Raw genomic sequence first — 23,074 nt, forward strand, 5'->3', positions numbered from 1 at the left:
TGGGCACATTAAAAAAGGCTATCAGATCTCCTGATAGCCTTTTTTACTTGGCGTTCGGCTTACACGACGCCTCGGCCGCAATAGTGATCATCCAGCATCACGTGGTTCAGCATTTTCAGCTCATCGGTGGAGTGCTTCGAGAAGAACTCATCAGCAATCGCCCTGCTCACTTCCAGCGAAGGCGCAAAGCTGCTCAGCAACACGTTACGTACTTGCAGCGCATCCTCCGCAAACTGGATGACGCCATTGCGTAGCTCTTGTCTGAACGCGTCGCCGGTACGCTCCGGAGCAGACAACTGACGATGGTGCGCCTGGACACTAATACCATCTGCAGAAGTGTACTTGACCACCTGTCCATCGCTCGAACTGAGCAGTTTCTCCAGCTCAAAGCTGCGCAGATACATGATCGGTGCCGCCAGGCTGTGTTCGACGTTATGCATCAGGCAACCCCGAATAATCACTTCGTGGCTGTCGGCAACTTCGATTGAGCGCTCGTCGGTCGCCAGATAGTAACCATGAATCTGTTGGCCAGTCAGCCTGCACAGGTAGTTCTGAATGGTTGCGCCATACCCCACATCGACCACTGCGTTTTTCTCACCCCCCATCAGCCCCATCGACTGCAGGTAAAGGCTCAGCGCAGCATGCTCTGCATGCGCCTGCTCGAAGATGGTCTCGGCCAGCTTGATCAACAACTGCTTCAAAGCGGTCAGATTGCCGTTGCGAACCTCCACAGACGTCTGCTGACCAATACCTGTTTCAGCTTGCAGTTGGCTCCAGACATCGTCGCTCAATTCCAGACCGAAGCGCTCCAGCAAATAGTTGGATGCGGTATTGATGTAGTAATCACCCTTGGCTACGGTGAAAATATCGTCAATAGTCTTGAGCAGCGGCACACTGCAGGTTCGACGCGAAACCACCAGATATTCAGCCGGCGGTGCGCTTGTTATACCTTGCGCCCAGACATCGTAAACGGCCTTCATCAGCTGTCCCTCACGGGCCAGGAAGTGCAGCCGCTCGACGCCGTCGCGCTGGGCATTGTCTATCAGCCACTGGGCCATGCCGGTCAAAATTGGACCCACAAGGCTGTACCCGATATTGTACGGAGTGGCGTGGAACAACGAGCCCGGGTTCAGCTCGGGGTAAGTCACCGCCGGGAAATTCTGCCTGAACAACAAGCCCAGGGTCAGCTCGGCATTGAGGTCGTGGGCAAACTCATATTTTTCCACAATGCCGCGCAAGCGCGGCATGCCCCGAGCCAATTCGGTCGGGCGCAGAATATGCAAGCCTACACAACCCTTGTCGCAGGGTATCTGCAGATCGGAGCGCTCGTTGTCGCCCACCATGATCAGTTCATCAGGCTGCAACCCGTGAACTTGCAGAACATGGTCATAGAGCTGCCCGCTGTCCTTGCGCACGCCCACTTCGTTCGACAGGTAGAGCTCGGTCCAGCCATGGATGCCGTTGGCGTTCAGTGCGCGGATGATCAGCGCTTTGGGCAGGAACATATCCGAGATGAGCACCAACGGCTTGCCCGCCAACTTGGCACGCTCGAACAACTCGACGCCACCACTGCGTGCGGACAGCGATTTGTACTCGGTGTGCTCTTCAAGCTTGCGGATGGTCGCTACATCCTGGTCCGACAGCTGACTCATGTGCTGGAATGCTTTATAGATATCATCCAGGTCAACATCGCGGCCCTTGTTCTTGCGGGCTTCGCCTTCCGCAGCCACGCGATAATCGCTGTACAGCCCAGCCAGATTTTCCGACAGATTGGCGGCAACGATACGCTTGGTCGATTCTGCGTCGATCAGCGGACGGATCAGCAGCGTGTCGAATATATCGAAGCCGATGCACTTGATCTTCGGATTCGAGAAATGCTCGACCATCGAATCGAACGAGCGTCCGACCGATTGATCGAGCCGCCAAGAAGACCAGGTCGGGTTTACAGTATCCTGGATGATCCCAGGCTGCAGACCCTGCTTGCGTGCACTCAGGGCCAGCAGCCGCTCCAGACAGTGAGCGAATGTCCCATCGGTCTGGCCGGCTTCCTCATCGAAGTCGTTGATGGTTATGTTGGCATTGAACAACGGCCGCAACGCGTCTCCCCGGGCCCAGAACATGGAGCCGGCCGGGAAATCGAAATACCCCTGTGGCACTGGCGCAATACCCAGCCGTGCACACCAGGCAGCGCCCATGCCCTTGTTGGCCAGCCAGGTATTGGCCTGACTGGGCACCGATTTGAAGTTTTGCGGATAGACAATGCCCTTGTCCGCGGCCAGCAAGGTAAAGATTCTACGGATGGTTGCAGTGCTTCCCAACAGATTGCCAGCCAGATACTGGCGCCAACCTTCGGTGGCACCAGCGTTGTACAGCGACTTCTTGCTGTGCAAATGGGCAATGTAGTCATAGCGGCGCAGCGCTTCGCCGAAGGTGCAGAACATCGGCGCAATATCGCGGCCGCGATTGTCGACGATCTGGAATGTCTGCGCCTTGCAATGCTCCAGCTTGGCGAACGCTGCGCGGCAGGCACTTTCGCCCTCGGTGTCTTTTACCGACACGTAAAGATCATAGTCGAAGGGCATGTTCTTCAAATACCCGGCGAACTCAGGAGCCAGGTCTTCGTAATACATATGCAAGTGGATAGCGATCGTGCCTTGGACATGCTCGACTTGTTCTACGCTATCGAGCGCGATCAAAGTGTTATCGACTGCTTCGATGTGCACCTGAGCGCCGTTTTTCCACAGCTCGTAGTGAGGGCTGCCGCGGAACACCCCTCCCAGATTGCGATAACCCCAGTGCAGCACTGGGGTGCGATACTTCGGCGGTATCGCCCAATACAAGGGCTTGACCTGATCAAGCAGCCGCGCACGCAGACCACCGGCAACCAGCGGTCGCTGACCACGCACAGCGCGCGAGAGCACCCGCAACGGAGCCGTGATCTTCCAACTGGTAGAGCTGTGAAGGCCGTGCACGATCGCTGCATAATCTTCGGCAGAACGTTTGGCCTGTTCTTGAAGGCCCGCAAGCTGCATGCGCAGGCTCTGCAGCTCTTGCCTCGCCCTGGCAGTCTCATTGCGCGCGTTCACCAGTTCATCCCGCAGACTGGAGAGCGCCTCTCGGTCAAGCTCGGCGGCGAGCGCCTGCTGCTGGGCATCGGCCAATTGCGCTTGCAGCGCTGCTGTCATTTGCGCCGGCGCCTTTTGCGCTTCCGCCAATTGGCCCTGCATCAGACGTCGATTTGTTTCAGCCTGGGCAAGCTGAGCTTGCAAATGATGCCGGCTCCCCTGCAATGCGGCGTTCTCTTCACGCAGCTGGCTGATTAACCGTGCCTCCGGCGTGCTTTGCTCAACGTTCACTAACTCAGCCTCCCCCGACATTCGGGTATCTACGATATCGCTCAAGCGATCGAGTATTTTATTCTGCAAATGCATCTGCAAGCCTGTGATCTGACGACGCCAAGGGCAGCGCAGTGCCCGTGTGCGTCTAGGCCCCCGGCCGTTCCGCTCGGACGCGAGCCCTGTTACAGGCCTGGCTGAGCACTGACATGTAGTTGAATATCCAACATCGGAATCCCGATCAGACCAGACGCCGATGGATCATGACTGCAGTGGAAAATGACCGCGTCGTGAATCCAGTGATGTGATGTGTGGTCTTGCTGGGTGCCATCTGCAATCGCCACCTGAATCGAGTAGTCACCACTGGCAAGCCAAGGCATGGCAAAGGTGAACTGCGCATTGATTGCTTGCCCTGGCGCGGCAGCGGGGCGCAGTGTGTCTTCGATGTTCAGCGTGTTGCTCCCAAACAGGAACTGCCCGAGACGATCCTTGATGTAAAAGCCCAGCACAGGGCTTTTCAGTTCGGTGAAGGCGATGGCATGAATCGACAGGGTCACCACTTCGCCGCCGGTAAGCGCACGGATGTCACTGCCATCCTCTGCCGTCACATTGACATGCTTGATCTGCGCGCCCAGCGGCTCTGTCTGAGGTGAGGCTTGCAAGTTGGACTGGAACAGGCTCATCGGGCCTGCCGAAGCATAGCGATGCTCGCCGGCCCAGATTTCGCGCAACTTCCTGGCGGTCGTCGACGCCTGTGTCTGCTCTTGAAGGCTTTTGTCCTGAGTGGCACCGAGAATGAAATTCAGATAGTGCTCACTGGTTTCCTTGGCATCGCCAAGTTCCTGGGTCTGCCCATCGGATAACCACAGTGCCTTGTCGCACAGCGCAATAACGGAGGTGCTGTCGTGACTGACGAAAAGCAGCGTCTTCTGTTCTTTGAACTTGCGCAGGAAGCGCATGCATTTCTGCGTGAAGATGGCGTCGCCGACAGCCAATGCTTCATCGATGATGAGGATGTCGGCATCGACATGAGCAATGGTGGCAAAGGCAAGCCGCACGAACATGCCACTTGAATAGGTTTTCACCGGCTGATCGATGAAATCCCTGATCTCGGAGAAATTTACGATGTCATCGAAACGCTCGTCTGTCTGCTCTTTGCTCAAACCATAAAATGCAGCGCTGAGGTAGACGTTTTCTCGACCGGTGAATTCAGGGTTGAAGCCTGCACCTAACTCCAGCAACGCAGCAACTCGGCCAAACGTTTGCACTTGGCCATGAGTCGGGCTCAAGGTGCCGCATATAAGCTGCAGCAGGGTCGACTTGCCCGAACCGTTGCGGCCAATGATACCGAGGGTTTCACCCTTGTTCAGGGTAAATGAGACACTCTTCAGGGCCCAGAATTCTCGGCTGTAGGCTTTCTGCTTGAGCCCCAGGGCTTGCTGCACACGCGGCATGATCGACTGCTTCAAGCGATCCTGCGGCTTGCTGTAGATATGAAAGCATTTCGATACGCCTGTTACGACAATCGCCGGTTCTGCAGACTGGGGGGAATTATAAGACATCAGCAAAGCCCTTTCTTGTTCTCTGGAACCATGCATAGCCAAGCCAGGCGGTTAACAACGCCATCAACATGTAACGGCCCAGCCCCATCCAATCTGGCAGATGGCCCCAAATCAGGACTTCGCGCACCTGCTCAATGATAAAGGTCAGCGGGTTTGCCTCCATCAATGGCCGCATTTCAACCGGCAGCGAACTGACGGGAAAGAACACAGGGGACATGAACAACATCACCATGGTGATAATGCCGATGGTTTGCCCCACGTCACGCAGGTATACCCCCAGCGATGCGAGCACCCATGCCAAGCCTTGTACGAATATGATGAAGGGCAGCACCACCAAGGGTACCAACAACATGGTCGCGTGAAACTCACCATTGACGACAATGATGGCGCACAGCAGGACCAGCAGGCTGACGCCACTGTGGAATAGCGCGGTGCACATCGAGATGACGGGCAATATCTCGAGCGGAAACACCACTTTTTTAACGTAGTTCACGTTCGCCAGGATCAAGCCTGGCGCCCTGTTCAACACCTCAGCGAACAAGCCGTGAACGATCATGCCGGCAAATAACAGCACGGCGAAATCGCCTTTGCCTTCATCGGGAGATGTCGTCCAACGCGCCTTGAATACGACTGAAAAGACAAAGGTGTAGACAGCCAGCATAAATAATGGCGTCAGGAAGGACCACAACAGCCCCATCACCGAGCCTTTATAGCGGCCTGCCACTTCTCGACGCGCCATCTGCATGATCAACCGGCGGTATTGCCAGAGATTGCTGATCAACGCCTGCGGCGATATGGGGGCCTGCGAATGCGGGTTCATTCAGTTACCTCGATGAATTAATCGATCTTTGCATACGCGAAAAACCCGCGCAGGCTCAAACACCGCAGCACGTGTGGCGGTGTCGAACCTGCGCGGGCCTCGAGACAATCAGGCGAAGGTATCCGCGTCCTCGAATGCTGTATTGTGCAGATCTTTTGCTGACAGTGCCGGCGTGCCCTGGTAGGGCCACTCAATACCAACGGTAGGGTCATTCCAGGCTAGGCTGCGCTCATGCTCAGGTGCCCAGTAGTCAGTGGTCTTGTACAGGAACTCGGCGCTTTCCGAGAGCACTACAAAGCCGTGGGCGAAGCCTTCAGGCACCCACAGCTGATGTTTGTTCTCAGCACTAAGATGAGCGCCCACCCACTGCCCAAATGTCGCCGAGCTCTTGCGCATGTCGACCGCGACGTCGAACACTTCGCCCTGCACGACGCGCACAAGTTTGCCCTGGGGTTGCTGGATCTGGTAGTGCATACCACGCAGCACGCCCTTGATCGAACGGGAATGATTATCCTGGACAAATTTCACAGGCCGGCCAACGACCTCTTCGAACACCTTGTGATTGAAGCTCTCGAAAAAGAAGCCACGATCATCGCCAAAAACCCGCGGTTCGAAGAGGATGACTTCAGGAATTGCCAGAGCTGTTGCTTTCATGTGAAAAAAAATCTCCAAATACTATTCGTTCCGGTGTGCCATTTAGGGCATCCCCGAATGCTGCCCCATCCTTGAAACAAAGGCTGAGGACGTTACGCGATGATCAAATTCTGGCTAAAAATGCAGCGATAGTCAGCGTGATGTTACCGGCAAAGGTCTGTCGATACACACCTGATCGACGCAATGCTCGCAAGCGTGAAGTCAAACCGGATCGCCGGGCGCCCTCAAAGTGCTCGAGAATGGCGCGATTTTGCGGTGTCAAACCAGCCTTGAAGGTACACAGCAACGTCAAATTGGTGTCATTCCAGGTTACAAAACGACCTGTCAGCATCTTGCCGAATCGATGCAGCATCTGCTTAAAGCTCGTGTTCGCGCCAATCAGATTATCGCCATGCTGACGATATTCCAGACTGGGCTCAGCATCATATATCGCGGTACCACCACATCCGGTGACCAGGATGTAAGCCAGCCAGTCATGGGCCACGACCTGAGCATCGGGCGGTAGCTGCATGATCAGCTCGCGAGCGGCCGCATTTATCACCATCGTGTTGGCGCCTGCAAGGCTCTGAACCAACGCGTTTTGGAAGGATGGCGGCCGCGTGAACAGCGGTGAGTACCCCACAGTGCGCCGCGCTGCATCGACCAGCTGAGTTCTTGAGCAATACAGAGCCGGCTGATCAGGCGCTAATCTGACCAGATGAGCCAGGCTTCGTTCCAGCTTGTCATTGAACCAGATGTCGTCCTGATCGCTAAACGCGTAGTACTGGGCGTTGACCTGCGGGCGCTGCAGCAGCGAGATGAAGTTTTTTGCGAACCCTTGGCGCGGCCCCTCAAATACCTGCAAACGGCCAGCACCCCATCTTTGTTGAAATTCAGACAGTATCAGACGCGTCTCATCGGTAGACCCGTCATCTGAGACATACAGGGTCCAATGAGTGAACGTCTGACCGCTGAAGGATTCAAGCTGCTCACGTAAAAACGATGCACCATTGTAGGTACACATCAATATTGCAATGCTGACAGGCGCCTCAACTGCAACATCGGTAAAGCTATAACCACCCATCAAGTTGTCACGCTCTCCATGTAGTCTGCCCCTATCCAAGTGAGTGGATCTGGACTGAATAATTTCGTTCACTGGCTCAGTCCATACTGTAGGTGCGTACTATGCGCTTTCAGTTTTACGTGCCACCGAGTGTAATATAAATACTCAATTCACGAGCCGCAGCGACCGTAGTTGTCCTCAAAGCGAACGATGTCATCCTCGCCAAGGTACTCACCGCTTTGTACTTCGATCATGACCAGATCAATAACACCCGGATTTTGCAAACGGTGCTGATTGCCTGCTCGGATGTAGGTTGACTCATTGGTATTGAGCATTAACTCGCGGCCATCATTGATCACCACAGCCATGCCACTGACTACAATCCAGTGCTCGCTGCGATGGTGATGCAGTTGGAGTGAAAGAGAGGCCTTGGGCTTGACCACGATGCGCTTGATCTTGAAGCGGTCCCCTTCCTCCAGGGTGGTATACGTCCCCCAGGGTCGGTGTACCGTTCGATGCATAAGGTGTGCAGCATGACCCTCGCTTTTCAGCCGAGTGACAATGTGCTTCACATCTTGCGCATGGTCTTTGTGGGCAATCAACAGTGCATCTGGCGTATCAACCACCAGCAGATCCTGCACACCGACCAATGCTGCAAGGCGGTCTTCAGTGTGCACATAGTTGTTGCTTGCAGCGTATGCCATGACGTCGCCCTCGAAGCGATTGTCATGCTCATCTGCCTTGGTCAGTTCACTGAACGCTTTCCAAGAGCCAATGTCACTCCAGCCTAGATCGCAAGGAACAGTCGCCACCTTGCTGGAGCGCTCCATCAGCGCATAGTCGATGGAAATGTCAGGCGCCTTTGCAAATTGTTCGCTATCCAGCACCAGACAGGCATAGCCAGATGCACTTGAGGAGCGTGAGACACTCAGCGTACGCTCAACCGCTTCAAGTACGTCCGGCGCATGCTGCTTGAATTCTTCGAGCACTGTGCCGACCTGGAAGCAGAACATGCCGGTGTTCCAGAAGTAATTGCCGGTTGCCAGATAAGACTTAGCCGTTTTCAGATCCGGCTTCTCAACGAAACGCTCGACTTTCAAGCCAGCGCCAACCACCGCGCTGGCCGTTTCGATGTAGCCAAAACCGGTTTCCGGATACTTCGGCTTGACGCCAAAGGTGACCAACCATCCCTCGGAAGCGAGGCTGATGGCTTTCGCAACTGCGTCGCGGAATGCACCATCCTTCTGGATCAGGTGGTCAGCAGCTAGAATAAGCATATAGGCCTGTGGGCCATGACTTTGCTGCAAGCGCAGCGCGGCTGCAGCAACTGCACTTGCAGTGTTGCGACCAAAGGGTTCAAGGATATAGCCTAGCGGCAGCTCACTGGAATTCACCGAGCGGTATTCGTCTTCGGTCTTGAACAACAGCTCGCGATTGGTGACGGTCAGGACCTCGGCCACCTGCTCCAGGCCAGCAGCCCGAATAAAAGCCTTCTGGATCAGGTTCTGTCCATCTGGCAATGTCATGAATGGTTTCGGATGAGTTTCTCTGGATACTGGCCACAGCCGACTACCGACGCCACCGGATAAAATAACCGGAATTAATTCCATAGTTGAATCCTTAACGGTCATACGAAGTTGATAACTTCAAAGACCTGGCATTAGTCTGCTTCTGACGCTGCCACGACTAGACGGAATGGAGCTGGACGGCGTGAAAAATATGCGTCCCAACGTCCGATCCCTTCGCCGTCCATAAGCAGGGATTTCAAGCACTGCCGACTAGAATACCAGAGATCTTTCATCGAGGCTTGCGCGCTGGCCAGCAGTTGCGGGCATGCATCAACGACAAGACACAGTAGCCAGACATCCAAATCATTTCGGGACGGTGATTTCACATCGCCACCCATGTCGCTGATAGCACCGCTGCAGAGCCCTGCGCAATGCGTCCTTGGCGGCAGGCTCGCCATGCACCAGGAAGACTGACTCAGGCGCGCGCCTGGAGCCCGAAGCAAATGCGACAAGACCGGCCTGATCTGCATGCGCTGAATACCCGTGCAAAGTCACGACCTTGGCCCGAATGACGTGCATGTGACCGTCGAGACTTACCTGCGACGCGCCCGCCCTGCCCTGACTAGTTCGAATGACCGCACCTGGCGAATTGCTGACCTGATACCCGACAAAAACCACCTCATGCCGCGGATCACTCAGCATGGCCTTGAGGTAATTAACAATCCGCCCACCCGAACACATGCCATTGCCGGCAATCACAATCGCTGGCCGGCCAGTACTCTTTAGATAATTGACCACTTGCTGGTGCTTGGCGTGGCTATCCACACATACCAACTGGGAAAAGCCAAGCGGCTTGCGCCCTTCGCTCAAGCGTAGTCGGGCTTCGTCATTCCAGTACTGATGCAGCTCCCGGTAGACCTGGGTCACGCGCTGAGCCAGCGGCGAGTCGAGGATGATCGGTAACTGCGCCCAGTCGACCTGATCATCGCAGGCTGCCGCGCCCGAGGTGTCGAGCAGGCCTTTAAGGTGAAGGACCTCTTCAATCTCATAGAGCAACTCTTGCGTACGACCGAGACTGAATGCGGGGATCAGGATCGTGCCCTGGTCAACCAAGGCACGATCTATCGCTGCTTCCAGACGCTGGCGCCGGTCGCTGCGGTCAGGATGCAGGCGGTCGCCATAGGTGCTTTCGAGTACCAGCACATCGGCGCGCTCTGGCGGCTGGACTGGACGCAGCAAGGGGCTGTAGGGCGCGCCGATATCGCCAGAGAACACCACACGTGTGCTGCACGATTGCGCAGGGGTACTGATGTCACACTCGACGTACGCTGAACCGAGCAGATGGCCGGCACGCTGCAGGCGGATGCGACATTGCAGGTGCCCTTGCTCGATCAGACTGTGCCACTGACCAAAGGCGATCGGCTCAACCAGACTTTTCAGCAGATGCAGAAAACGCGCTACCTGCGCGGGCTCGCTACTGATGCCGAGTTTGAAGGCATCTTCAAGAACCAGCGGGAGCAGCTTCGCGGAAGGCACGCTACAGAAGATCGGGCCGCGAAAGCCTGCGGCCAGCAGTGAAGGAATGCGACCGACATGGTCGAGGTGCACATGGGTGATCACCAACGCCTGGATGCCGCTGATATCGAAGCCCAGCGCGGAAGAATCAGGACGGGCATCGGCGCCTTGCTCAAGCCCGCAATCGACAAGCAGGCTGGTGGCGGAATCTAGGTGCAGCTGATGACAGGAGCCCGTGACGCCGCGGGTGCCGCCATGGTGCGTGATAACGGGAAAGGTCATGCTGCTGCTGAAGCCCTGCGCAGGGGGTGAAAACGAAGCGGGCTATTACTCCATTTTCTTCGCAGATCTCATATCCGCTATGTCTGCTAAAGCTGTAGGACGCTTCCTCAGCTCTCTGCCAAGGCCGCCTGACGTGCCGATGCACGAATCCTGCGCTTGCTGCGCATGACGCCGTAGGCGCCAAGCAATGGACCGAGGGCCAACCCCACCACCAAGGCGGCGAGTACTGGCAGTGCTACGGGCACTGCAGGGGCAGTCCAGCCGAACAATACCAGGGCGACGGTTTGCTGGTTCTCCAGCACGAAGAACATCACCACTGCTGCCAGCAGCAGGACGAACAACAGCGCCAGGGCGCGCTTGAGGTTACGCATCGATCTGATCCTTTGATTGCACTCAGGCTTCGGTTTCGTGCTCTTCTTCGTTGACCCGGTCGCGCAATTCCTTGCCCGGCTTGAAGTGCGGCACGAACTTGCCTTCAAGGCTTACCGACTGGCCGGTCTTGGGGTTGCGACCTACGCGAGGTGCGCGATAGTGCAGCGAGAAGCTGCCAAAGCCGCGGATCTCGATGCGATCGCCCGTTGCCAGGCACTGGGCCATCTGCTCGAGCATGGTCTTGATGGCCAACTCGACGTCCTTGGACGAGAGTAAACCCTGATGGGTGACAATACGTTCGATCAGCTCCGACTTCGTCATGTTTTTCCCTTCGTTATCAAGCAGCTAGATCATTGCTTAACCAGTTTGTAGCACGCTCAGGAGGATTTGAACAGGGCGGTTCTTGACTTAATAAAAAAATTCAAGATTGGTGCGCGGGGAACTTTTTCGGTGCAGCGGGTTGGGCAGCGCTGGGTAGAGGGGTTTGCACCAGTTGGGCTGAGACGCCGCGGGCAGCGGCGCAACCCTCTGACAACAGGCGACAAATCGCAGGCAATAAAAAAGGGCGACCTAAGTCGCCCTTTTTCTACCGATCAAGCAGAACTTAGTTCTGTTTGGCCATTGCTTCGCGCAGCAGCGCAGCCATGGTGGTGTCGGCAGCAGCTGCCTCAGGAGCCTGTTTCAGGCTCTGGATAGCTTCACGCTCTTCAGCATCGTCTTTCGATTTGATCGACAGGCTGATAACGCGCGACTTACGGTCAACGCTGATGATCTTGGCTTCGATCTCTTCGCCTTCCTTCAGAACGTTACGCGCGTCTTCAACGCGGTCACGGCTGATTTCGGAAGCTTTCAGAGTAGCTTCGATGTCGTCGGCCAGGGTGATGATGGCGCCTTTGGCGTCAACTTCTTTGACGATACCCTTGACGATTGCACCCTTGTCGTTGACAGCAACGAAGTTGGAGAACGGATCGTCTTCCAGCTGCTTGATGCCCAGGGAGATGCGCTCGCGCTCTGGATCAACCGACAGGATGACAGTTTCCAGCTCGTCGCCCTTCTTGAAACGACGTACGGCTTCTTCGCCGGTTTCGTTCCAGGAGATGTCGGACAGGTGAACCAGACCGTCGATGCCGCCGTCCAGGCCGATGAAGATACCGAAGTCGGTGATCGACTTGATGGTACCGGTGATCTTGTCACCCTTGTTGAACTGGCCGGAGAAGTCTTCCCATGGGTTGGACTTGCACTGTTTGATGCCCAGGGAGATACGACGACGCTCTTCGTCGATGTCCAGAACCATAACTTCCACTTCGTCGCCAACCTGAACGACTTTCGACGGGTGGATGTTTTTGTTGGTCCAGTCCATTTCGGAAACGTGCACCAGACCTTCAACGCCTTCTTCCAGCTCAGCGAAGCAGCCGTAGTCGGTCAGGTTGGTAACGCGAGCTTGTACGCGAGTACCTTCTGGGTAACGAGCAGTGATAGCTACCCACGGATCTTCGCCCATCTGCTTCAGACCCAACGAAACGCGGTTGCGCTCACGGTCGAACTTCAGGACGCGAACATCAACTTCGTCACCAACGTTGACGATTTCCGACGGGTGCTTGATACGCTTCCAAGCCATGTCGGTGATGTGCAGCAGGCCGTCGATGCCGCCCAGATCCACGAATGCGCCGTAGTCGGTGAGGTTCTTGACGATACCTTTGACTTGCTGGCCTTCTTGCAGAGTTTCGAGCAGAGCTTCACGCTCGGCGCTGTTCTCGGCTTCGAGGACGCTGCGACGCGAAACAACGACGTTGTTGCGCTTCTGGTCCAGCTTGATGACCTTGAATTCCAGCTCTTTGCCTTCGAGGTGGGTGGTGTCGCGCACTGGGCGGACATCAACCAACGAACCTGGCAGGAACGCACGGATACCGTTAACGTCGACAGTGAAGCCGCCTTTAACCTTACCGTTGATAACGCCCTTGACAACTTCTTCGGCAGCGAAAGCAGCTTCCAGAACAATCCAGCACTCGGCGCGCTTGGCTTTTTCACGGGACAGCTTGGTTTCGCCAAAGCCGTCTTCGACCGCGTCCAGCGCAACGTGAACTTCGTCACCGACCTTGATGGTCAGCTCGCCAGCTTCGTTGTAGAACTGCTCGAGCGGGATGACGCCCTCGGACTTCAGGCCAGCGTGTACGGTAACCCAGTCGCCGTCGATGTCGACAACGATACCGGTGATGATCGCACCCGGCTGAAGATTGAGGGTTTTCAGGCTTTCTTCAAAGAGTTCTGCAAAGCTTTCGCTCATTTTAATTCCTGTAGATTTGGGCGAAGAAGACGCCCCTAACCACACTCCAGACAATGTGGGTTTCGTTATTTAAAGGAAAACCGGCAAGACGTTGACTGGTGCCCCTGCCTGCTTTCCTGATCATCAGGCGATACCGCGCAGGGCGATCTCGCTTTTGATGCGTTGCAACACCTGCTCGATGGACAACTCGGTAGAGTCCAGCTGAATCGCGTCGGCCGCCGGTTTAAGCGGGGCCACCGCACGCTGGGTATCGCGCTCATCGCGCGCACTAATCTCATCTAGCAGACTCGCCAGCCTAACATCGTCGCCTTTCGCTTTCAACTGCAAATAACGACGTCGCGCCCGTTCCTCGGCGCTGGCGGTCAAAAACACTTTCAACGGCGCGTCCGGGAACACCACAGTGCCCATGTCGCGGCCGTCTGCGATCAGCCCCGGAGCCTCCTGAAACGCGCGCTGGCGCTGCAGCAGGGCATCGCGCACCGCGGGCAGCGAGGCCACCATCGAGGCGCCGGCGCCGACTGCTTCGGTACGGATGTCGAGGCTGACGTCGTCACCCTCGAGCATGATGCGCTGCAGCTTACCCTCCTCGGCCGGGTAGAACTGCACATCCAGATGAGCGGCCAGCTTGGTCAGCAGCTCTTCGTTGGTCAGGTCGACGCCATGGTTGCGCGCGCTGAAAGCGAGCAAACGGTACAGCGCGCCGGAATCGAGCAGGCGCCAGCCGAGCTCACGCGCCAGCAGCCCGGCTACGGTGCCTTTGCCCGACCCGCTCGGGCCGTCGATGGTAATGACCGGGGCCTGGGCGTTCACGACTTGGCCTCTTCGGCCACACGAATGCCGACTTCGGCGCACAGCGCGAGGAAGTTCGGGAACGAGGTGGCAACGTTGGCGCAGTCATGGATACGCACCGGCGCAGTGGCCCGCAGCGAGGCTATGCTGAAAGCCATGGCGATACGGTGGTCGCCGTGGCCGTGTACTTCGCCACCGCCAATCGGGCCGCCGTCGATGATGATCCCGTCCGGGGTCGGTTCGCACTTCACGCCCAGGGTGATCAGGCCGTCGGCCATTACCTGGATGCGGTCGGATTCCTTCACTCGCAGTTCTTCGGCGCCACGCAGGATGGTCCGGCCTTCGGCGCAAGCCGCGGCGACGAACAGCACCGGGAACTCGTCGATAGCCAGTGGTACCAGCTCTTCAGGGATCTCGATGCCTTTGAGCTTGGCGCCGCGCACACGCAGGTCGGCTACCGGCTCGCCACCGACTTCACGCTGGTTCTCCAGAGTGATATCGCCGCCCATCAGGCGCAGGATGTCGATGACACCAGTGCGGGTCGGGTTGATGCCGACGTGCTCAAGCAGCAGGTCGGAGCCTTCGGCGATCGACGCGGCAACCAGGAAGAACGCAGCAGACGAGATATCTGCCGGCACTTCGATACGGGTTGCGGTGAGTTTGCCACCCGCTTGCAGCGAAGCGACCGGGCCGTTGGACTCGACCGCATAGCCAAAGCCGCGCAGCATGCGCTCGGTGTGGTCGCGGGTTGGCGCAGGCTCGGTGACGGTGGTCACGCCTTCGGCATACAGGCCGGCCAGCAGCAGGCAGGATTTGACCTGGGCACTGGCCATTGGCAGCGTGTAGTTGAGTGCCTTGAGTTTTTGCCCGCCACGAATGGTCAATGGTGGCCGGCCATCGGCGCCGGTTTCGACCACTGCGCCCATTTCCCGCAGCGGGTTGGCGACACGGCCCATCGGCCGCTTCGACAGCGAAGCATCGCCAGTCATGGTCACGTCGAACGGCTGGCCGGCGAGCAGGCCCGACAGCAGGCGCATCGAGGTGCCGGAGTTACCGACGTAGATCGGCCCGGGCGGGGCTTTCAGGCCGTGCAGGCCGACACCGTGAATGGTGACCTTGCCATGGTTGGGGCCTTCGATGACCACACCCATGTCGCGGAAGGCCTGCAAGGTCGCCAGAGCGTCCTCGCCTTCAAGGAAGCCTTCGACTTCAGTGGTGCCTTCGGCCAGCGAGCCGAGCATGATCGAGCGATGGGAAATCGACTTGTCGCCTGGAACGCGGATCCGTCCGGACACGCGGCCACCAGGTTGGGCCAGGAAAATCAGATCGTTGGCGTTCATAGCGTCCACATAGGCCCGGCGGGCCAGGATTTTACTGAAATGCTCGCGGGCAACCCGTGCGCGGGTAAATACCCCCAGCAGCTGGTGCCCATCCCCTGCATCGACCGCGTCGCGCAAGGCGTCGAGGTCGCTGCGAAATGTATCTAGCGTGCGCAGCACCGCCTCGCGGTTAGCGAGGAAGATGTCATGCCACATGATCGGGTCGCTGCCGGCGATTCTTGTGAAATCGCGAAAGCCCCCTGCAGCGTACCGGAAGATTTCGAGGTTTTCATTGCGCTTGGCCAGCGAATCGACCAAGCCGAAGGCCAGCAGGTGTGGCAGGTGACTGGTAGCCGCCAGCACTTCGTCGTGACGCTCGACCGTCATGTGTTCGACATCGGCGCCCAATGCGCGCCACAGGCGGTCGACCATGGCCAGTGCGGCAGGGTCGGTTTCAGCCAGTGGCGTAAGAATGACTTTATGCCGGCGGAACAGCGCGGCGTTGGAGGCCTCTACCCCGCTCTGCTCGGAGCCGGCAATCGGGTGGCCGGGAACGAAGCGCGGCAGATTGCTGCTGAACACTTCGCGGGCGGCACGGACCACGTTGCACTTGGCGCTGCCGACGTCGGTGACGATGGCATTGCCAAGGTCGAGCCTGGCCAGCACGGCGAGCAGTTTTTCCATGGCCAGGATCGGCACGGCGAGCTGGATCACGTCGGCGCCGACGCAGGCGCTGGCGAGGTCTTCTTCGCAGCGATCGACTACACCGAGGGCGACAGCCTGCTTGCGCGACGGGGCATCGAGATCGACGCCGACGACTTCGCGGCACAGGCCGCTTTCACGCAGGCCCTTGGCGAACGAGCCGCCGATTAGGCCGAGGCCGACCACGACCAGGCGGCCGATAATCGGCGCGGATTTGTTTGCTACCACATCAACCACGAGTGCGAACCCTGTTCAGAACGGCAGCATGTGCCGGATCAAACCATGCTGATCGATTGCCGCACCGGGGCCGCTGCGCGGCCCTTCGCGGGCAAGCCCGCTCCCACAGGGCTTTGCGTCGATCACCCGTGCGGGCTTGATGCAAATCCTGTGGGAGCGGGCTTGCCCGCGAAGGGCCGCGCAGCGGCCCCAGTAGCGCAGAGACCAGCTTCAACCTCAGAGTACCGCCTTCGGATACGAGCCCAGCACTTTCAGCGCAACGGCTTCCTGGCTGATCTGCTCCAGCACAGCCTTGATCAGCGGATCCCGATGATGGCCGACAAAGTCGATGAAGAACACGTAGGTCCACTTGCCACTGCGCGACGGCCGGGTTTCGATCCGGGTCAGGTCGATGCCGTTGTCGTGGAACGGCACCAGCAGCTCGTGCAGCGCGCCCGGCTTGTTGCTCATCGACACAATGATCGAAGTCTTGTCGTCGCCGGTCGGCGGCACTTCCTGGCTGCCGATCATGAGGAAGCGCGTGGAGTTGTCCGGGCGGTCTTCGATTTTCTCGGCAATACGCGTCAGGCCATACAGGTTGGCTGCCATATCGCCGGCAATCGCCGCCGAGTTCCATTCACCCTTGACCCGCTTGGCCGCTTCGGCGTTGCTCGACACCGCCACCCGCTCAACATTCGGGTAATGCGCATCGAGCCACTTGCGGCACTGGGCCAGCGACTGGGCGTGGGAATAGATGCGGGTGATGCTGTCGGTCTTGGTGCTCTCGCCCACCAGCAGGTGATGGTGAATGCGCAACTCGACTTCGCCGCAGATAACCATGTCGTGCTCGAGGAAACTGTCGAGGGTGTGGCTGACCGCACCTTCGGTGGAGTTTTCCACCGGCACCACGCCAAAGTTGACCGCACCAGCGGCCACTTCACGGAACACTTCGTCGATCGCCGCCATTGGCCGGCTGATCACCGCGTGGCCGAAGTGCTTCATCGCCGCAGCCTGGGTGAAGGTACCTTCAGGGCCGAGGTAGGCGACCTTCAGCGGCTGCTCCAGGGCCAGGCACGAAGACATGATTTCGCGGAACAAACGCGCCATCTCTTCGTTGCCCAGTGGGCCGCCGTTGCGCTCCATGACGCGCTTGAGCACGGCAGCTTCCCGCTCGGGACGGTAGAACACCGGCGTCTCGCCTTCGGCCAGGTTGGCCATCTTGACCCGGGCCACTTCCTGGGCGCAGCGGGCGCGCTCGCTGATCAGCTCGAGGATCTTCTCGTCGAGGCTATCGATGCGTACACGCAGGGCTTTGAGTTCGTGCTCGACCATCAGGCGTGCTCCTTCTCGAATTCAGCCATGTAGCTGACCAGAGCTTCAACGGCGTCCTGACCAAGGGCGTTGTAGATCGATGCGCGCATGCCGCCCACCGAGCGATGGCCCTTGAGGTTGAGCAGGCCGCGGGCGTCAGCACCGGCGAGGAAGGCCTTGTCCAGGCGCTCGTCAGCCAGGCGGAACGGCACGTTCATCCACGAACGGGCGTTGACGCTGATCGGGTTGCTGTAGAAATCGCTGGAGTCGATGAAGCCGTACAGGCGATCTTTTTTCGCCCGGTTGCGCGCTTCCATGGCTTCGACACCGCCCTGCTCCTTGAGCCACTCGAAGACCAGCCCCGAGAGGTACCAGGAATAGGTTGCCGGCGTGTTGTACATCGAACCGTTATCGGCCGAAACCTTGTAGTCGAGCATGGTCGGGCAGCTGCTACGGGCGCGACCGAGCAGGTCTTCACGCACGATCACCACAACCAGGCCGCTTGGGCCAATGTTCTTCTGCGCGCCGGCGTAAATCAAGCCGAACTGGGACACGTCGGTCGGGCGCGAGAGGATGTCCGAAGACATGTCGACCACCAACGGTACGTCACCGGTCTGCGGCACCCAGTCGAACTGCAGGCCGCCGATGGTTTCGTTGGACGCGTAGTGGACGTAAGCGGCGTCCTTGCTCAGGGTCCAGTCGTTCTGGCCGGGGATAGCGAGGTAATCGTAGGGCTTGGCGCTGGCAGCAATGTTGACGTTGCCAAAGCGACGCGCTTCTTCGATGGCCTTTTTCGACCAGATACCGGTCTCGATGTAGTCCGCGGTGCCGTTTTCCGGCAGCAGGTTCAGCGGGATCTCGGCAAATTGCTGGCTGGCGCCACCTTGCAGAAACAGCACTTTGTAATTGGAGGGGACGGACAGCAGGTCACGCAGGTCCTGCTCGGCCTTTTCGGCAATGGCCACGTAGTCATCGCTGCGATGGCTCATTTCCATCACCGACAGACCTTTGCCATTCCAGTCCAGCATTTCCGCCTGGGCGCGCTGCAGGACTGCTTCAGGAAGCGCAGCAGGGCCTGCGCAGAAGTTAAAGGCTCGTTTGCTCACATCCACTCTCGCTCTGCTCTGGTCAGTAAGCGGGGCGACCATGGCCGCCCCGCTCGGGTTGTTGCGCTGTTTATTCCTGCGGCGCCTCTTCGGCGGCGCCGGCGTCATCATCTGCCGCCTCTACCGCATCGAGTTCGACGCCCTCTGCGCCCTCCTCGCCTTCGAGCAACTCCTCGAGGTCTTCGGATGGCTCCTGGATCCGCTCAAGGCCCACCAGGGTCTCGTCGCTGGCCAGTTTGATCAGGGTCACGCCCTGGGTGTTACGACCCAGGCTGGATACTTCGCCAACGCGGGTGCGCACCAGCGTGCCCTGGTCGGAGATGAGCATGATCTCTTCACCTTCCTGCACCTGGATCGCGCCGATCAGCAGGCCGTTACGGCCCTTGGTGCCCATGGCGATCACGCCCTGACCACCACGACCGCGCCGTGGGAACTTGGACAGCGGGGTACGCTTGCCGAAGCCACGCTCGGAGGCGGTGAGGATCTGCGCACCGGACTCGGGGATCAGCATCGAGATGATCCGCTGGCCTTTGCCCAGCTTCATGCCGCGCACACCGCGAGCGGTACGGCCCATTTCACGCACGACGCTTTCAGCGAAGCGGATGACCTTGCCGGCGTCGGAGAACATCATGACTTCCTTGGCGCCATCGGTGATGGCGGCGGCAATCAGGGTGTCGCCTTCTTTCAGCTTCAGCGCAATCAGGCCGCTGGTACGTGGACGCGCAAACTGCGCCAACGGGGTCTTCTTGACGGTACCGGACGCCGTCGCCATGAAGATGTAGGCACCGGTAGGCTCTGCAGCCCACTCGGCAGTATCGCCGTCTTCTTCGTCGACTTCTTCGGCTTCGACCAGCTCACCCTCGAGCACGGTGTCGTCGCCGTCCTCCAGCTCTTCATCGACATCGGCGCTCTGCTGCAGGGCTTCGAGGTCGATCTGCAGCATGGCGGTAATGCGTTCGCCGTCTTCCAGCGGCAGCAGGTTGACCAGCGGACGGCCACGGGCAGCGCGCGAGGCTTCCGGGATGTCGTAGGTTTTCAGCCAGTAGACCTTGCCCTTGCTGGAGAACAGCAACAGCGTGGCGTGGCTGTTGGCAACCAGCAGGTGTTCGATGTAGTCCTCGTCCTTGACGCCGGACGCCGACTTGCCTTTGCCGCCACGGCGCTGGGCCTGGTACGCAGTCAACGGCTGGGTCTTAGCGTAGCCGCCGTGGGAGATGGTCACCACGCGCTCTTCTTCCGGGATCATGTCGCCGTAGCTGAGGTCGTGACGGGCATCGAGGATCTCGGTGCGGCGCACGTCGCCGTATTCGGCACGGATCGCTTCGAGTTCTTCGCGGATCACTTCCATCAGGCGCTCGGCGCTGCTGAGGATGCGGATCAGCTCGCCGATCTGCTCGAGAATCTCCTGGTACTCGGCCAGCAGCTTTTCGTGCTCGAGGCCGGTCAGGCGGTGCAGACGCAGGTCAAGAATGGCCTGGGCCTGCTCTGGCGACAGGAAGTACTTGCCATCGCGCATGCCGTACTGGGCATCGAGGTTTTCCGGGCGGCACGAGTCGGCGCCTGCGCGCTCGACCATGACCTGCACCGCGCTCGATTCCCACGGCATCGCAACCAGGGCTTCCTTGGCTTCGGACGGGGTCGGCGAGGCCTTGATCAGGGCGATGACCGGGTCGATGTTGGACAGTGCGACAGCCTGGCCTTCAAGGATGTGGCCACGTTCACGGGCCTTGCGCAGCTCGAATACGGTACGACGGGTCACCACTTCACGGCGGTGACGGACGAACGCTTCGAGCAGGTCCTTGAGGTTGAGCAGGCGCGGACGACCGTCGATCAAGGCGACGATGTTGATGCCGAACACGCTCTGCAGCTGAGTCTGCTGGTAGAGGTTGTTGAGCACGACCTCAGGCACCTCGCCGCGACGCAGCTCGATGACCACGCGCATACCGTCCTTGTCGGACTCGTCGCGCAGCTCGGTGATGCCTTCGAGCTTCTTCTCTTTGACCAGCTCGGCGATCTTCTCGATCAGGCGAGCCTTGTTCAGCTGGTACGGCAGCTCGGTGATGACGATCTGCTGACGGCCACCGACCTTGTCGATGTCTTCGATCTCGGAGCGGGCGCGCATATAGATGCGGCCACGACCGGTGCGATAGGCCTCGATGATGCCGGAGCGGCCGTTGATCAGGCCGGCAGTCGGGAAGTCCGGACCAGGGATGAACTGCATCAGCTCATCGATGGTGACTTCAGGATTGTCGATCAGCGCCAGGCAGCCGTCGATCACTTCGCCGAGGTTGTGCGGCGGGATGTTGGTCGCCATGCCCACGGCGATACCGCTGGAGCCGTTGACCAGCAGGTTGGGGATGCGCGTTGGCATTACCGCCGGGATCAGCTCGGTGCCGTCGTAGTTGGGTACCCAGTCGACGGTTTCTTTGTGCAGGTCAGCCAGCAGCTCGTGTGCCAGCTTGGACATGCGCACTTCGGTGTATCGCATTGCCGCAGCGTTGTCGCCGTCGACCGAACCGAAGTTGCCCTGGCCGTCGACCAGCAGGTAGCGCAGCGAGAATGGCTGGGCCATACGCACGATGGTGTCGTAGACCGCAGTGTCGCCGTGCGGGTGGTACTTACCGATAACGTCACCGACCACACGGGCGGACTTCTTGTACGGTTTGTTCCAGTCGTTGCCCAACTCGCTCATCGCAAACAGAACGCGGCGATGCACGGGCTTCAAGCCGTCACGCGCATCGGGCAGTGCACGCCCGACAATCACGCTCATCGCGTAGTCGAGGTAAGACTGTCTCAGTTCGTCTTCGATATTGACCGGGAGGATTTCTTTGGCCAGTTCGCCCATGAGAAGCCTGATTCCTTTTTCTGGTGAAACCTCGTCCAAGTCCCCAGAGGACGAACGAAGCTCGTCGCCGCAGCGCACAGTGGTGCGACGACTTACGACAAATCAATAGGTTGTGCCTTGGATCTGCGCAATGAAGACCGCATAAACGGGCGGCCTTGGAAACTGCCGGATGGTACCACAAAAATGCATCAGGCTTAAGCCTCAAGCTGCAACAAGAAGCGGCGCTGCCAAGCAATGGCCGCTTTGCCCCGACAGCTGCGCCCTGCGCGGCGCGGTGGCGCTCAATGCAGGCGCTTGCGGCACATTAGCTGGGCGATCTTGGCGGTGTCTGGGCGCTCTACCACGCCTTTTTCGGTCACGATCACGTCAACCAGGTCAGCCGGAGTCACGTCGAACACTGAATTGAACACCTCGACCTGTGCGGCAACCCGATTGCCGGCAACATCCAGCAGCTCGTCTGCTTCGCGCTCTTCCAGCGGGATATCGTCACCGGTTGCCAGGTTCAGGTCGATGCTGGTGCTTGGCGCCACCACCATGAAGCGCACGCCATGGTGCATGGCCGCTACCGCCAGTTGGTAAGTGCCGATCTTGGCCGCGACATCGCCGTTGGCCGCGATGCAGTCAGCACCCACCACGACCCAGGTGATGCCCTTGACCTTCATCAGATGCGCCATCGCCGAGTCAGCGCAGAGGGTGACCGGCACGCCTTCCTGCGCCAGCTCCCAGGCGGTCAGGCGCGAGCCTTGCAGCCAAGGCCGGGTCTCGCCGACGTAAATCCGCTCGACCATGCCCTCAAGGTAAGCTGCACGCAGCACGCCCAGCGCGGTACCGAAGCCCCCGCTGCCCAGCGCACCGGCATTGCCGTGGGTCAGCATGGTCTGCTCGTTGCCTTGCTGGCGGCGGATCAACTCGATGCCGTACTGGGCCATGGTCAGGTTGGCTTCGCGGTCGCTGTCGTGGATGGCGATGGCCTCGGCCTCCATGGCCGCCAGCAGGTTTTCATTGGGGCGCAGGCGCTGCAAGCGATCACGCATGCGGTTGAGCGCCGAGAACAGGTTGGCCGCGGTGGGCCGCGCTTCGGCCAGATCCAGAAAGTCTTCTTCGATCGACTCTTCCCAGTCGCCCTTCTCGGCAAGCCGGGCACGCAGCGCCAGGACCAACCCATAAGCGGCGCTGATGCCGATGGCCGGCGCACCGCGCACCGCCATCGAGCGGATCGCGCTCACTACCTGAGACACGTCGGTACAGGCCAGCCAGCGCTCTTGCGCCGGCAGCAGGCGCTGGTCGAGCAGATGCAGGGTGCCGTCACGCCACTGAATGCCGGTCACCTTCTCTGCCGCCAAAAGTCGCTCGCGCATCGCCTCTCCCCGTGCTTTGCTGATCAAAAGCCGGCGATTATAGCGAGCCTCAGC

Annotated in this window: 16 protein-coding genes; all 16 read right to left on the minus strand. The window is 59.0% G+C overall.

Features of this window, described 5'->3' with window-relative positions:
- Positions 1–59: 59 nt before the first annotated feature.
- Entirely contained in the window at positions 60–3,431 is a 3,372-nt protein-coding gene (locus AC58X1_RS08870; RefSeq protein ID WP_497428710.1) for a rhamnan synthesis F family protein, read from the minus strand.
- 89 nt (positions 3,432–3,520) lie between these two features.
- Positions 3,521–4,897 carry an ABC transporter ATP-binding protein gene (locus AC58X1_RS08875; RefSeq protein ID WP_497428711.1) on the minus strand — a complete coding sequence of 459 codons (1,377 nt, stop codon included), beginning with the start codon at positions 4,895–4,897 and terminating at the stop codon, positions 3,521–3,523.
- On the minus strand, positions 4,887–5,717 hold the full coding sequence (locus AC58X1_RS08880; protein ID WP_430327733.1) for an ABC transporter permease: 831 nt from the start codon (positions 5,715–5,717) through the stop codon (positions 4,887–4,889). The genes AC58X1_RS08875 and AC58X1_RS08880 overlap by 11 nt, the downstream gene beginning before the upstream one ends.
- A gap of 108 nt (positions 5,718–5,825) precedes the next feature.
- Positions 5,826–6,371, minus strand: a complete 546-nt coding sequence (gene rfbC / locus AC58X1_RS08885) for a dTDP-4-dehydrorhamnose 3,5-epimerase (protein ID WP_497428786.1) — start codon at positions 6,369–6,371, stop codon at positions 5,826–5,828.
- A gap of 103 nt (positions 6,372–6,474) precedes the next feature.
- The gene (locus AC58X1_RS08890; RefSeq protein WP_497428712.1) at positions 6,475–7,506 is read right to left on the minus strand and encodes a glycosyltransferase family 2 protein; all 1,032 of its coding nucleotides are present in this window, start codon (positions 7,504–7,506) and stop codon (positions 6,475–6,477) included.
- Between the two features lie 77 nt (positions 7,507–7,583).
- Positions 7,584–9,023, minus strand: coding sequence for a mannose-1-phosphate guanylyltransferase/mannose-6-phosphate isomerase (locus AC58X1_RS08895; RefSeq protein WP_497428713.1), 1,440 nt, complete (start codon positions 9,021–9,023; stop codon positions 7,584–7,586).
- A 261-nt stretch (positions 9,024–9,284) separates the two neighbouring features.
- A complete protein-coding gene (locus AC58X1_RS08900; protein ID WP_497428714.1) occupies positions 9,285–10,718 on the minus strand; it encodes an MBL fold metallo-hydrolase RNA specificity domain-containing protein in 1,434 nt (477 codons plus the stop codon).
- 107 nt (positions 10,719–10,825) lie between these two features.
- Positions 10,826–11,089 carry a LapA family protein gene (locus AC58X1_RS08905; protein ID WP_150571398.1) on the minus strand — a complete coding sequence of 88 codons (264 nt, stop codon included), beginning with the start codon at positions 11,087–11,089 and terminating at the stop codon, positions 10,826–10,828.
- A gap of 22 nt (positions 11,090–11,111) precedes the next feature.
- Positions 11,112–11,411 (minus strand): integration host factor subunit beta, encoded by a 300-nt coding sequence (gene ihfB / locus AC58X1_RS08910; protein ID WP_101321649.1) that lies wholly within the window; start codon positions 11,409–11,411, stop codon positions 11,112–11,114.
- A 283-nt stretch (positions 11,412–11,694) separates the two neighbouring features.
- Positions 11,695–13,374: a 30S ribosomal protein S1 gene (gene rpsA / locus AC58X1_RS08915; RefSeq protein WP_101321650.1), complete on the minus strand. Its 1,680-nt coding sequence runs from the start codon at positions 13,372–13,374 to the stop codon at positions 11,695–11,697.
- A gap of 123 nt (positions 13,375–13,497) precedes the next feature.
- Positions 13,498–14,184 carry a (d)CMP kinase gene (gene cmk / locus AC58X1_RS08920; protein WP_101321651.1) on the minus strand — a complete coding sequence of 229 codons (687 nt, stop codon included), beginning with the start codon at positions 14,182–14,184 and terminating at the stop codon, positions 13,498–13,500.
- Positions 14,181–16,388: a bifunctional prephenate dehydrogenase/3-phosphoshikimate 1-carboxyvinyltransferase gene (locus AC58X1_RS08925; RefSeq protein ID WP_497428787.1), complete on the minus strand. Its 2,208-nt coding sequence runs from the start codon at positions 16,386–16,388 to the stop codon at positions 14,181–14,183. The genes cmk and AC58X1_RS08925 overlap by 4 nt, the downstream gene beginning before the upstream one ends.
- A gap of 249 nt (positions 16,389–16,637) precedes the next feature.
- Complete coding sequence (gene pheA, locus AC58X1_RS08930; RefSeq protein WP_101321653.1) at positions 16,638–17,732, minus strand: prephenate dehydratase; 1,095 nt, start codon at positions 17,730–17,732, stop codon at positions 16,638–16,640.
- Positions 17,732–18,817: a 3-phosphoserine/phosphohydroxythreonine transaminase gene (gene serC, locus AC58X1_RS08935; RefSeq protein WP_101323087.1), complete on the minus strand. Its 1,086-nt coding sequence runs from the start codon at positions 18,815–18,817 to the stop codon at positions 17,732–17,734. The genes pheA and serC overlap by 1 nt, the downstream gene beginning before the upstream one ends.
- Before the next feature lie 70 nt (positions 18,818–18,887).
- Positions 18,888–21,662, minus strand: coding sequence for a DNA gyrase subunit A (gyrA, locus tag AC58X1_RS08940; RefSeq protein ID WP_150571400.1), 2,775 nt, complete (start codon positions 21,660–21,662; stop codon positions 18,888–18,890).
- Between the two features lie 281 nt (positions 21,663–21,943).
- Complete coding sequence (mtnA, locus tag AC58X1_RS08945) at positions 21,944–23,020, minus strand: S-methyl-5-thioribose-1-phosphate isomerase (RefSeq protein ID WP_101321655.1); 1,077 nt, start codon at positions 23,018–23,020, stop codon at positions 21,944–21,946.
- Positions 23,021–23,074: the final 54 nt, after the last annotated feature.

Source organism: Pseudomonas sp. PGPR N4 (assembly GCF_059693665.1).